Below are 13181 nucleotides of genomic sequence, written 5' to 3'. Positions count from 1 at the left end.
TGTCTAATTTATATCATTTATTCACTCCTTTATAGATATTTATGGACAAGTGTTGACTCTTCTATGAAAAAACGTAAAATAAAAATGAACAGTTCTGCTATTTTAAGGGCAGTTACTTTTTTAAAATAAAAATAAAGCGCTTACTTTTTAGAAATAAAAGGAGGAAAAGATGAAGAATCCGTTTTTTGAGAAACGTTGCCGCTACAGTATTCGAAAATTATCAGTGGGTGCCTGCTCCTTGATGATTGGATCTGTTTTGTTTGCTAACCAGGCTTTAGCAGAAGAAGTCGCCCTTCCAGCAAATGAAACAACAACTACTGCTGTAGCTACAGAGCAACCGTCAAATAACACGACTGAACAGCCATCGACTGCAACTACAGAACAACCAATAACTACTTCACCTGAAGTCTTGAAGCAGTTAGAGGAAACTGAAAATAAGGTTAGTGAACAACCTGTATCAGAAGAAAAACCAACCTTGGACCAATTGACTGCAACTGATAAGGAAGCGACTAGGCCAGTTACTGAAACTCCTAAGGTTGAAGAAGTACCTGCAACTACAGAAAATAAACCAGAAGAAAAAGCTACTGTTTCTGATGTTCCTAAGAAAGAAGAAAAAAGTCTTCGACCAAAAGAAATTAAGTTTGACACCTGGGAAGATTTGTTGAAATGGGAACCAGGTGCCCGTGAAGATGACGCTATTAACCGTTCTTCAGTTGAATTGGCTAAACGTTATCGTGGACATGTAGTCAACGAAAAAGCCAATAAGGACGCCAAGGTTGAAGCTCTTGCCAATACCAACTCTAAGGCTAAAGACCACGCTTCTGTAGGTGGTGAAGAGTTTAAGGCCTATGCTTTTGACTACTGGCAATACTTGAATTCAATGGTCTTCTGGGAAGGGCTTGTTCCAACTCCAGACGTGATTGATGCTGGTCACCGTAATGGTGTCCCAGTATTGGGTACTCTTTTCTTTAACTGGTCTAATAGTATTGCAGACCAAGAAAAATTTGCTGCAGCCCTTCAACAAGATGAGGATGGAACTTTCCCTATCGCTCGTAAGTTAGTTGATTTGGCTAAATATTATGGATTTGATGGCTACTTTATCAACCAAGAAACTACGGGTGATATCGTAACGCCTCTTGGTAAGAAAATGCGTGACTTCATGCTCTATACCAAGGAATATGCAGCTCAAGTTAACCATCCTGTTAAGTATTCTTGGTATGATGCCATGACTTATGAATATGGCCGTTACCATGAGGATGGACTTGGTGAGTACAACTATCAATTCATGGAAAAAGAAGGCGATAAAGTACCTGCAGATCACTTCTTTGCAAACTTTAACTGGACTAAAGAGAAAAATGATTACTCTGTAACAATGGCGCAATGGCTAGGACGCAGTCAGTATGATGTTTTTGCAGGTTTGGAATTGCAACAAGGTGGTTCTTACAAGACAAAAGTAAAATGGGATGCCCTCTTTGATGAAAATGGCAAACTTCGCTTATCACTTGGTCTCTTTGCCCCTGATACTATCACTAGTCTTGGGAAGACAGGAGAAGACTATCACAAGAATGAAAATATCTTCTTCACAGGCTACCAAGGAGATCCAACTGGTCAAAAACCAGATGACAAGGATTGGTACGGAATTGCTAACCTAGTAGCTGACCGTACACCAGCAGTGGGACGTACCTTTACAACATCCTTTAACACAGGACATGGTAAAAAATGGTTTGTAGACGGTAAAGTTTCTAAGGATTCGGAATGGAACTATCGTTCAGTATCAGGTATCTTGCCTACATGGCGCTGGTGGCAAACTTCATCAGGTGCTAAACTTCAAGCTGACTATGACTTTGAAGATGCCTACAATGGTGGTAACTCACTTAAGTTTGCGGGTGATTTAGCTGAAAATACCAACCAAGATGTTCGCCTTTACTCTACTAAACTGGAAGTAACAGATAAAACAAAACTTCGTGTTGCTCATAAAGGTGGTAAGGGAAGCAAGGTATATGTGGAGTTTGCGACTCAGAAAAACTATACCTATGGTGGCGAGAATACTCGTAAAGAGCTGACTTTATCTGACGATTGGACAAAAGATGAATTTGATTTGAGTGCCTTGGCAGGTCAGACTATTTATGGCATCAAGCTCACTTTTGAAAATACTGCTGCCCTTAAGGGTTATCAATTTAACTTGGGTGAGTTGACTGTGACAGATAATCAAGAGGCTCCTCAAGCACCAACAGCTCTAAAAGTAGCTAAACAATCCCTTAAAAACGCCCAAGAAGCAGAAGCTATTGTCCAATTTACTGGAAATAAAGATGCTGACTTCTATGAAGTTTATGAAAAGGATGGCGATACTTGGCGCCTATTGACAGGTTCATCTGCCACTACGATCTACCTACCAAAAGTTAGCCGTTCAGCTAGTGCAACTGGTACTAGTCAGGAGTTGAAGGTTGTCGCAGTTGGTAAGAATGGCCTTCGTTCTGAAGCAGCAACTACAAAATTTGAGTGGGGAATGACAGTCCAAGATACAAGTCTTCCAAGACCATTAGCAGAAAATATCGTTCCAGGAGCGACTGTTATCGGAAGTACCTTCCCAGACACAGAAGGCGGCGAAGGCATCGAAGGTATGTTGAATGGAACTATCACTAGCTTATCTGATAAATGGTCTTCTGCTCAATTGAGTGGTAGCGTTGATATCCGTTTGACACAACCACGCCGTGTCGTTAGATGGGTTATGGACCATGCTGGTGCTGGTGGAGAATCTGTCAACGATGGTTTGATGAATACGAAAGACTTTGACCTCTACTACAAGGATGAAGCTGGAGAATGGAAACTAGCCAAGGCTGTTCGTGGCAACAGAGCCCATGTTTCAGATATTACCCTTGATAGTCCAATCACTGCGCAAGAATGGCGTTTGCACGTCATCACGTCTGATAATGGAACACCATGGAAAGCCATCCGTATCTACAACTGGAAGATGTATGAAGCTCTTGACACTGAGAGCCAAAACATCCCAATGGCTAAAGTTGCAGCGCGTGTTCTAACAGACAATAAGATTCAGCTTGGCTTCTCAGAAGTTCCTGCTGGAGCTACCATCACAGTCTATGACAAGCCAGATTCAAAAACTCCAATCGCTACCTTGAATACAGTAGTTGGAGGGGATTTGGCGACAGATTCATTAAACTTTGAAAAACGTCCTAGCCTTCTATACTATCGTACACAATTACCAGACAAAGAAATCAGTAATACTCTTGCTGTGACGATTCCTCAGGATGAGAGAAAGATTAAGGCTGTCAGTCTAGAAGTAGCACCTAAAAAGACAACTTACCAAGATGGCGAGGAATTGAATCTCAAAGGTGGTCTTCTTCGCGTCAAATATGAGGGGGAAGAAGCAGATGAAGTCGTCAACCTCAGTCATGCAGGTGTAGTTGTTAACGGCTATGATGCTCACCGTCACGGCGAGCAAGAGTTAACAGTGACCTATCTTGGTCTACCGGTTGCAGGAAGCTTCAAGGTTCAAGTGACAGGTGGAGAAACTGGTCCAAAAGAAGTCGCAGCCTTGTATATTAGCAAACAACCGAAAATTGACTACTTGGTAGGCAATGCTCTTGATTTATCAGAAGGCCGCTTCAAGGTCTTGTATGATGATGAAACTGAAACAGAACATAGCTTTACAGACGAGGGAGTCGAAATTACAGGCTATGATTCTCAAAAAACAGGCCGTCAAAAACTTCAATTGCACTATCAAGGTCAAACTGTCGAGTTTGATGTTCTAGTGTCACCTAAGGCAGCCATTAACGACGAATATCTGAAACAAGAAATCACATCTGCTCAAGGACGCAAAGGAACAACAGCTTATACATTTGCGGATACCGAAAAACAAGCAGCTCTTGTTGAGAAGATTGATGCAGCAAAAGCGATCTTAGAAAATCACGATGCTAGCCAAGAAGCAGTCAACCAAGCCTTGAATGACTTGAAACAAGCTGGTGCTGACTTAAATGGTGTACAGGTTTATCAAGCAGCTAAAGAAGAACTTGAAACTCTACTAGGAAAAGTTCGTGAGAAAAATGCAGATGATCAAATCATCGCTCAAGCAGAAACTCTCATTGGCTCAACAAATCCTACTCCAGAAGCCTTTGCGGACATGAAAGAAAAGCTGAATAAGAAACTAACTCCTGCAGAAGAAAGCCATCATGTAGGTAGCTTAGAAGATGAAACAGCTCCAACAGTTGAAGCTTTACCTGAGTTGGTGATTGAAACAGAGACTCAAGCCTTCGAGCGTCAAGAACGTCCGTCAGGAGACCTCTTATTGGGTGAACGTCGAGTCGTTCAGGCAGGTGTAGAAGGTCAGACTCGTCGTCTGATTGAAGTTGATGCCAAAGGCAAACGCACTCTTCTTAAGACAGAAGTAGTCAAAGAAGCAGTGGCAGAGATTACTGAAGTTGGTAAGAAGGTAGAAAGTCGTGTTCAGCCAGTGGATGGAGTCAAAGATTTGACCATTAGCAACCCAGCACTAGTGATTGAGGAAGAAACAGTTGCATACGAACATGAAGAACGAGTAAATCCTGGTCTTAAAGCAGGTGAGCGTCGTCTGGTTCAAGCAGGAGTTGAAGGGCTTCGTAGAAATCTTGTAGAAGTTAACGCAGAAGGAAACCGCAGTCTTAAGGGATCAGAAGTTCTCAGAGAAACTGTAACTGAAATTGTTGAGGTTGGTCCAACAGTTGAAGCCCAAGAAGATAAACCTCTTACCCCTGCTCCAGTTGCACAAATAGCTAAGCAGGAACCAGCAAAAGAAGAAGCAGAAAAACCTGAAGGAAAACAACTTCCAAGCACAGGTGAAGAAGATGCAAATCTCCTTGCACTTGGATTGGTCGGAGTTCTAGGTGGTTTTGGATTACTTGCTCAAAAGAAAAAAGAAGATTAAGTCAGCTAACTGATCTAAAATTGACTTCATAACAATAAAAAAGATTTGACGATTCATGGTCAAATCTTTTTTTGACTTGCTAAGGTGAAAAACGGGAGTATCTGTTGTTACTTGAGAGATTCTCTAAATTTACCGGCGAGAAATGGTTGGGGGAAAAGTTTAAGGTTTTGCTATCTCTTTTATTGATTTTGTGATATAATTAACACGTAAAAAAAAAGAAGGAGTCATATCTAATGGCAAAATTGACTGTTAAAGACGTTGACTTGAAAGGGAAAAAAGTTCTCGTTCGTGTTGACTTCAACGTACCTGTAAAAGATGGCGTGATTACTAACGACAACCGTATCACTGCTGCCCTTCCAACTATCAAGTACATCCTTGAACAAGGTGGACGTGCAATCCTCTTCTCTCACCTTGGACGTGTAAAAGAAGAAGCAGATAAAGAAGGTAAATCACTTGCTCCTGTAGCTGCTGACTTGGCTGCAAAATTGGGTAAAGAAGTTAAATTTATCCCAGGTGTTACTCGTGGTGCTGAATTGGAAGCAGCGATTAACGCTCTTGAAGATGGACAAGTTCTCTTGGTTGAAAACACTCGTTACGAAGATGTTGACGGCAAGAAAGAATCTAAAAACGATCCTGAACTTGGTAAATACTGGGCATCACTTGGAGATGGTATCTTCGTAAACGATGCATTCGGTACAGCTCACCGTGCACACGCATCTAACGTTGGTATCTCAGCAAACGTTGAAAAAGCAGTTGCTGGATTCCTTCTTGAAAACGAAATTGCCTACATCCAAGAAGCAGTTGAAGCTCCAGAACGTCCATTCGTGGCTATCCTTGGTGGTTCAAAAGTTTCAGATAAGATCGGTGTTATCGAAAACTTGCTTGAAAAAGCTGATAAAGTTCTTATCGGTGGTGGGATGACTTACACATTCTACAAAGCACAAGGTATCGAAATCGGTAACTCACTTGTAGAAGAAGACAAATTGGATGTCGCTAAAGCTCTTCTTGAAAAAGCAAACGGCAAATTGATCTTGCCAGTTGACTCAAAAGAAGCGAACGCATTTGCTGACTACACCGAAGTGAAAGACACTGAAGGTGAAGCAGTAGATCCAGGATTCCTTGGTTTGGATATCGGTCCTAAATCTATCGCTAAGTTTGACGAAGCTTTGACTGGTGCGAAAACAGTTGTATGGAACGGACCAATGGGTGTATTTGAAAACCCTGACTTCCAAGCTGGTACAATCGGTGTAATGGACGCTATCGTGAAACAACCAGGCGTTAAATCAATCATCGGTGGTGGTGACTCAGCTGCCGCAGCTATCAACCTTGGTCGTGCAGACAAGTTCTCATGGATCTCTACTGGTGGTGGAGCTTCAATGGAACTTCTTGAAGGTAAAGTTCTTCCAGGACTTGCAGCTTTGACTGAAAAATAAGAATATAAAAAAGGAGGCTGGGACAAAAGTCCTAGCCTCTCAATTGTCTTTGGATTTTCGAGCAGGACGCAGTGGTTGAGTGGACTCTACTACGCTGATTTCATTAGTTTTTACAACCCTACTCAACTGTGCGGAGGTGGGACGATGAAATCGAATTCTAACGAATTACCGATTTCTGTCCCACACTTTTTTTTGCGCTCTTTTAAAGTTTGAGAGTAGCGAGGGATAATTGGACAGAATCCAAAAAAAACAGTAAAATAGAGGAATACCAATCTAAATGAAATTTGAGTGATAATCGTGGAAAAAAGAGACAATCATACAAAAACAGCTATTTGCGGTATTATCAATGTCACCCCAGATTCTTTTTCTGATGGGGGCCAGTTTTTTGCTGTTGAGGAAGCTTTGAAGCAGGCTCGAAAATTGATTGCTGAAGGTGCTACTATTTTAGATATTGGTGGAGAATCCACTCGACCTGGAAGTAGCTATGTTGAGATTGAAGAGGAAATCCAACGTGTGGTTCCAGTCATTAAGGCTATCCGTCAAGAAAGTGATGTTTTGATTTCGGTAGACACTTGGAAAAGTCAAGTTGCAGAAGCAGCTCTAAAGGCTGGGGCCCATATAGTCAATGACATTACAGGTCTTATGGGTGATGAGAAGATGGCGGATGTGGTTGCTAAAGCTGGAGCTCAGGTAGTCATCATGTTTAATCCAGTCATGGCACGCCCTCAGCACCCTAGTTCACTTATCTTCCCTCATTTTGGCTTTGGAGAGCCTTTTACAAAAGAAGACTTAGCAGACTTTGAACAACTACCAGTAGAAGAATTGATGACAGCTTTCTTTGACCGTGCTCTAGTAAGAGCGGGAAAAGCAGGCATTTCGCAAGAAAAGATTATGCTAGATCCTGGGATTGGCTTTGGCTTGACAAAAAAGGAAAATCTCATACTTCTACGTGACCTTGATAAATTACACGAGATGGGCTATCCTATCTTTTTAGGAGTCTCTCGCAAGCGCTTTGTCATCAATATTCTGGAAGAAAATGGTTTTGAAGTAAACCCAGAAACTGAAGCTGGTTTCCGCAATCGTGATACGGCTTCAGCTCATGTGACTAGTATCGCTGCTAGACAGGGTGTAGAAGTGGTGCGTGTACACGATGTAGCCAGCCACAAGATGGCAGTTGAAATCGCATCAGCCATCCGTCTGGCAGATGATGCGGAAAATTTAAACTTGAAACAGTATAAATAAGATGAATAAAAACGAAACGAAACAGTGGATAGCTAACTATCGGACAGACCAACCGCATTTTGGTTTGGAGAGGATGGTGAAGCTATTAGCCTTACGTGGCAATCCCCATCTGAAACTCAAGGTTATCCATATCGGAGGAACCAATGGTAAGGGGTCTACTATAGCCTTTTTGAAGAATATGTTGGAAAAGATGGGGCTAAGAGTTGGAGTCTTTAGCTCACCCTATCTGATTCATTATACCGATCAGATTGCCATTAATGAGGAATCTATCCCAGAAGCAAGATTAGAGACCTTGATGGTAAACTATCGCTCACTACTTGAGGGGGAGCATGCTCATGATTTGCGAGGGACGACAGAGTTTGAGATTATCACTGCTATAGCCTATGACTATTTTGCTTCTGAGCAAGTCGATGTGGCCATTATGGAAGTAGGTATGGGCGGACTTTTGGATAGTACCAATGTTTGTCAGCCTATCTTAACAGGTATTACGACCATTGGGTTGGACCATGTAGCTCTACTAGGGGATAGCTTGGAAGCTATCGCGGAGCAGAAGGCTGGAATTATCAAACAAGGAGTTACTCTTGTAACGGGGAACATTGTCCCAGAAGCCTTGGCGGTTATTGACCAAATTGCGGAAGCAAAACAGGCTCCTAGACTGTCCTATGGAGATGCCTATCAGGTTAGCCATCGTGAAAGTATTATCACTGGAGAGGTATTTGACTATACAAGTTCTGTTAGACAAGGTCGCTTTCAAACAGGTCTGCTTGGTTTGCACCAGATAGAGAATGCTGGAATGGCATTAACTTTGTTGGATGCCTATTGTCAAGAGACTGGACGAGAATTGCCAGAAAATGATATAGTGGCTCAAGCCGTAGAAGAAACAAGTTGGCCTGGACGCTTTGAAGTTGTTTCTAGAAGTCCCTTGATGATTTTAGATGGGGCCCACAACCCACATGCAATCAAAGCTTTATTAGCTACCCTGAAAGAACGCTTTGCTGATTATCACAAGGAAATACTTTTTACATGCATCAAAACCAAGGCCTTGGAGGACATGTTAGATTTATTAGAAATCTTGCCAGATACTGAGCTTACACTAACGCGCTTTGATGATGGACGAGCAACCGCCGAAGAGCTGCTCAGACAAGCAGCTCATTCTAGAAATCTCAATTATCAAAGTTGGCAGGCGTTTCTAGATCAGAAAAAACCAGAAAATGAAGAGGAAAAAACAGTTAGGATCATCACGGGCTCCTTGTATTTCTTGAGCCAGGTGAGAGCCTATCTGATGGAGAGGAAAAACTAGCGAATGGATACACAAAAAATTGAGAAGGCTGTCAAAATGATTATCGAGGCAGTCGGTGAAGATGTCAACCGCGAAGGCTTGCAGGAAACTCCTGCCCGTGTAGCTCGCATGTACCAAGAAATTTTTTCAGGACTTGGTCAAACTGCAGAGGAACATTTGTCAAAATCCTTTGAGATTATTGATGACAATATGGTAGTGGAAAAGGATATTTTTTTCCATACCATGTGTGAACACCACTTCTTGCCATTTTATGGGAAAGCCCATATTGCTTACATCCCAGATGGCCGTGTAGCAGGTTTGTCGAAGCTTGCACGTACAGTTGAAGTTTATGCTAAAAAGCCACAAATTCAAGAACGCTTGAATATCGAAGTAGCTGACGCCTTGATGGACTATCTTGGTGCCAAAGGTGCTTTCGTTGTTATTGAAGCGGAGCATATGTGTATGAGTATGCGAGGTGTTCGAAAACCAGGGACTGCTACCTTAACCACTGTAGCTCGTGGAGTCTTTGAAACGGATAAAGACCTCCGAGATCAAGCATACCGTTTGATGGGACTATAAGAAATCTGTTTTAAGTAGATTTTTCTAGAAAGGACTAGTTATGGATCAATTGCGCATTAAGGATCTGGAAGTTTTTGCCTTTCATGGACTCTTCCCTAGTGAGAAGGAATTAGGGCAAAAGTTTGTCATTTCAGCTAGCTTATCCTATGATATGACCAAGGCTGCGACGGAGTTGGACTTGGAGTCTTCTATCCATTATGGGGAACTTTGTCAGCAATGGACGACTTGGTTTCAGGAAGTAAGTGAAGACTTGATTGAAACAGTAGCCTACAAACTAGTAGAACGCACTTTTGAGACTTACCCTATCGTTCAAGAGATTGAATTGGAGCTCAAAAAACCATGGGCACCTGTCCATTTACCACTAGATACCTGTTCAGTAACCATCCATCGTCGTAAACAACGAGCTTTTATCGCACTAGGAAGTAATATGGGTGATAAGACAGCTAATCTTGAGCAAGCGATTGACAAAATGCGAGCTCGTGGCATCCATGTTCTCAAGGAGTCTAGCGTAATTACGACTGAGCCTTGGGGCGGGGTAGAGCAAGATAGCTTTGCCAATCAAGTCATTGAAGTGGAAACCTGGTTGCCAGCTCCAATCTTGTTAGAAACCTTGTTGGCGATTGAGTCAGAAATGGGACGAGTTAGAGAGGTACATTGGGGACCACGCTTGATTGACTTGGATTTGCTATTTGTAGAGGACCAAGTGATCTATACTGACGCCCTCATCTTGCCACATCCCTATATTCCCGAGCGCCTTTTTGTCCTAGAATCCCTTCAAGAAATAGCTCCGCATTTTATTCATCCAGTGCTAGGACAACCGATTCGTCACTTGTATAGTCAATTGGAGAAAGAAAATGCCTAAGTTTTCCGAAACTTATAGTAAATGGAGAAGTCTAGGGGAGGGAGCGCTAGCTATTATCCTTGGTCTTCTCCTGATTTGTTTTGGGCAGATAGTACCGAGATTGGGTTACCAGCTATTGATGGGTTACTTTTTCTTGTCAGCAGTTTGGCATTTATTGACACGATGGTTTCAGGAAAAGTCCCGTAGAGAAAATATTTTTGTAACATTAGCCAAGCTCTTTGTTGCTGTCATCCTATTTGATTCTGTCATTCTGCAGGGAATAGCCCTCTATTTCTTAGTCATTGCTATTGGAAGTTATCAATTGTGTACTGGTCTGATTAGTCTGATTACCTGGTTGATTTATCGGAAGAATCATATTCGTCCAAGGGTCAATTACTTATTTGATGCTGTGTGGATGATGGGATTTGGTCTCTACAGTATCTCCCCTTTCCATGATGCAACAAATTTTGAGTTGCTTCTGTTAGGTTTTTACTTAATCATGTTGGGGTCGAGCAGTTTCAGGGATGGTTTATTTTTTGAAAAAGGGAGAAGCAATCCCAAGCTGAAGCGCAGAATGAGAATGACACTGCCTATATTTGTGACAGCTTTGATTCCCATTAACACCTTACGAAAGTGGAATGAAACCTTAGCGACCCATCAAACGGAAGAAAGTCAAGTACATTCAGAGAGAAAAAATGAAAAATCAGTTGATCTAGAAATTTTTATCCATGCTTCAGAATCGTCTTTCTTCTTGGCAATGGGACATGTAGATATTTGCTATCAAGGTCAGGTTATTTCATATGGTTCCTATGACCCTCACTCAGAGCGCTTGTTTGGGACGATTGGCGACGGTGTTTTTTTTAAGGCCAATCGAGAAAAATATATTGAACTCTGTAAGAGAGAAAGCCAGAAAACGCTATTTGCTTATGGCTTGAGCTTGTCTGAACAACAGAAAAAGGCAATCGAAGAGCGATTGAAAGAAATAGAGAATCTTTTAATCCCTTGGGAACCAAGTTCGCAGTTGATGAAAAGAAGAGAAGGGGAAATCAAACATACTTACTCTTATCAATTGAAACATGAAGCAGATGCCAGTCTCTATAAGTTTAAATCGTCTAAATACAAAACCTATTTTGTCCTTAGTACCAACTGTGTTCTGCTAGCAGATTCTATCGTTGGAGAAGCTGGGACAGATATCCTGAGCCCGCAAGGGTTTATCGTTCCTGGAACCTATCAGGATTATCTAGATTTAGAATTTAAAAAACCAGGTGGTATCGTGGTCAGTCGATCTGTTTATTAATAAAAATAAAACTCTAGTCAGGAGACTAGAGTTTTTAAAATAGGTCATTTTCTTCAGGGAGGAGAATGGTTTCCTTGCCGTCCATATCCATCACAAGTACTTTGGGTGGATACAAAGGATCAAAACGATGATTAAAATCAAAGTCAATCGTTGTAGGCAGATGTTTACTAGAAAAGCGGAAGGTGATAGAGCCTTCGTTATTTAATAGTCGAAATTCCAATTCATCTTCTAATTCAAAAACATGCTTTAAAAAATGATCGATAATATACCAGATTGAATCGATAACATCATCTGGGAGATTAGTTACTACACCAAAACTGGCACAACGTCGATGCGAATCCGTGAAAGCCATCGATGCCTCCTACTTCATTTTTTTATTATCATACTGCAAACATCTCTAAAAATCAAGAAAAGTAAACTGATTTCAGAAAATATGATTTACAGTAAAATTTTTTCAAAGAAACTTTATATATCCCTTGAAAATGCTTACAATTAATGGTAAACTAGTGGTAGTGTAAACATGAAAACAAAATTTTCAACATTAGAAAGGAAACGGTATGAACACAGATGATACAGTAACAATTTATGACGTTGCCCGAGAAGCAGGAGTTTCAATGGCAACCGTCAGTCGTGTAGTTAATGGCAACAAAAATGTCAAAGAGAACACTCGTAAGAAAGTTCTAGAGGTTATTGATCGCCTTGACTATCGTCCCAATGCAGTTGCTCGTGGTTTGGCAAGCAAACGTACAACAACTGTTGGGGTTGTCATTCCAGATATCACAAACACTTATTTTGCGGCTCTCGCAAAAGGGATTGATGACATTGCAGAGATGTACAAGTACAACATCGTTCTCGCTAATAGTGATGAAGATGATGAAAAAGAAGTAGCCGTAGTAAACACACTTTTTTCAAAACAAGTTGATGGTGTTATCTTTATGGGCTACCATTTGACAGAGAAGATTCGTTCAGAGTTTTCACGCTCACGTACTCCTGTCGTTCTTGCAGGAACAGTAGATGTTGAACACCAACTTCCAAGTGTTAACATTGACTATAAGAATGCTACTGCGGATGCTGTTCGTCATTTATTGAAACGTAACAAAAAGATTGCCTTTGTGAGTGGCCCATTAGTAGATGATATCAATGGTAAAGTTCGCTTGGTTGGTTATAAGGAAGCTTTGAAACAGGCTGGAGTCAACTATAGTGAAGGTCTTGTATTCGAATCAAAATATCGCTATGATGATGGTTATGCCTTGGCAGAACGCTTAGTTTCTTCAAAAGCAACTGCGGCGATTGTGACTGGTGATGAATTGGCGGCAGGTCTCTTGAACAGCTTAGCTGACCATGGAGTTTCAGTACCAGAAGACTTTGAAATCATTACAAGTGATGATTCTCAAATCGCACGCTTTACTCGACCAAACCTGACTACTATCGCACAACCCTTGTATGACCTTGGTGCGATTAGTATGCGTATGTTGACGAAGATTATGCATAAAGAAGAGTTGGAGGAACGTGAAGTTCTTCTCCCTCACGGTTTGACAGAGCGTAAATCAACTCGTAAAGACTAACAAAAAATCCCAGGAAATCAGTTGATT

Annotated in this window: 9 protein-coding genes; 8 read left to right on the top strand and 1 reads right to left on the bottom strand. The window is 41.5% G+C overall.

The window, feature by feature from the left end; genetic code table 11:
• Positions 1–169: 169 nt before the first annotated feature.
• From HMPREF1481_RS07280 to HMPREF1481_RS07250, 7 genes are all read left to right on the top strand, one after another.
• Positions 170–4918, top strand: a complete 4749-nt coding sequence (locus tag HMPREF1481_RS07280; protein WP_016466831.1) for a YSIRK signal domain/LPXTG anchor domain surface protein — start codon at positions 170–172, stop codon at positions 4916–4918.
• A 233-nt stretch (positions 4919–5151) separates the two neighbouring features.
• A complete protein-coding gene (locus HMPREF1481_RS07275) occupies positions 5152–6351 on the top strand; it encodes a phosphoglycerate kinase (RefSeq protein ID WP_016466830.1) in 1200 nt (399 codons plus the stop codon).
• Positions 6352–6648: 297 nt separating this feature from the next.
• Entirely contained in the window at positions 6649–7593 is a 945-nt protein-coding gene (gene folP / locus HMPREF1481_RS07270; RefSeq protein ID WP_016466829.1) for a dihydropteroate synthase, read from the top strand.
• Position 7594: 1 nt separating this feature from the next.
• Complete coding sequence (locus HMPREF1481_RS07265; RefSeq protein WP_016466828.1) at positions 7595–8893, top strand: bifunctional folylpolyglutamate synthase/dihydrofolate synthase; 1299 nt, start codon at positions 7595–7597, stop codon at positions 8891–8893.
• 3 nt (positions 8894–8896) lie between these two features.
• Positions 8897–9451, top strand: a complete 555-nt coding sequence (gene folE, locus HMPREF1481_RS07260) for a GTP cyclohydrolase I FolE (protein ID WP_016466827.1) — start codon at positions 8897–8899, stop codon at positions 9449–9451.
• A 40-nt stretch (positions 9452–9491) separates the two neighbouring features.
• Positions 9492–10313, top strand: coding sequence for a 2-amino-4-hydroxy-6-hydroxymethyldihydropteridine diphosphokinase (gene folK / locus HMPREF1481_RS07255; protein ID WP_016466826.1), 822 nt, complete (start codon positions 9492–9494; stop codon positions 10311–10313).
• Entirely contained in the window at positions 10306–11589 is a 1284-nt protein-coding gene (locus HMPREF1481_RS07250) for a hypothetical protein (RefSeq protein WP_016466825.1), read from the top strand. The genes folK and HMPREF1481_RS07250 overlap by 8 nt, the downstream gene beginning before the upstream one ends.
• A 34-nt stretch (positions 11590–11623) precedes the next feature.
• Here HMPREF1481_RS07250 and HMPREF1481_RS07245 read toward each other — a convergent pair whose 3' ends face one another.
• Positions 11624–11941 (bottom strand): DUF960 domain-containing protein, encoded by a 318-nt coding sequence (locus HMPREF1481_RS07245; protein ID WP_016466824.1) that lies wholly within the window; start codon positions 11939–11941, stop codon positions 11624–11626.
• A 205-nt stretch (positions 11942–12146) separates the two neighbouring features.
• Here HMPREF1481_RS07245 and ccpA point away from each other — a divergent pair, with 205 nt between their 5' ends.
• Entirely contained in the window at positions 12147–13154 is a 1008-nt protein-coding gene (gene ccpA / locus HMPREF1481_RS07240; protein WP_016466823.1) for a catabolite control protein A, read from the top strand.
• Positions 13155–13181: the final 27 nt, after the last annotated feature.

The sequence above is a fragment of the Streptococcus sp. HPH0090 genome, from assembly GCF_000411475.1.
Classification (GTDB): domain Bacteria; phylum Bacillota; class Bacilli; order Lactobacillales; family Streptococcaceae; genus Streptococcus.
The sequence above is the reverse complement of the archived record's forward strand: the minus strand, read 5'-3'. Positions and strand labels throughout refer to the sequence as shown.

What these genes read in the sequence shown, in the direction of transcription:
- HMPREF1481_RS07280 (WP_016466831.1), top strand. Translation starts at nt 170, where the DNA reads ATGAAGAATCCGTTTTTTGAGAAACGTTGCCGCTACAGTATTCGAAAA.
- HMPREF1481_RS07275 (WP_016466830.1), top strand. Translation starts at nt 5,152, where the DNA reads ATGGCAAAATTGACTGTTAAAGACGTTGACTTGAAAGGGAAAAAAGTT.
- HMPREF1481_RS07265 (WP_016466828.1), top strand. Translation starts at nt 7,595, where the DNA reads ATGAATAAAAACGAAACGAAACAGTGGATAGCTAACTATCGGACAGAC.
- folE (WP_016466827.1), top strand. Translation starts at nt 8,897, where the DNA reads ATGGATACACAAAAAATTGAGAAGGCTGTCAAAATGATTATCGAGGCA.
- folK (WP_016466826.1), top strand. Translation starts at nt 9,492, where the DNA reads ATGGATCAATTGCGCATTAAGGATCTGGAAGTTTTTGCCTTTCATGGA.
- HMPREF1481_RS07250 (WP_016466825.1), top strand. Translation starts at nt 10,306, where the DNA reads ATGCCTAAGTTTTCCGAAACTTATAGTAAATGGAGAAGTCTAGGGGAG.
- HMPREF1481_RS07245 (WP_016466824.1), bottom strand. Translation starts at nt 11,941, where the DNA reads ATGGCTTTCACGGATTCGCATCGACGTTGTGCCAGTTTTGGTGTAGTA.
- ccpA (WP_016466823.1), top strand. Translation starts at nt 12,147, where the DNA reads ATGAACACAGATGATACAGTAACAATTTATGACGTTGCCCGAGAAGCA.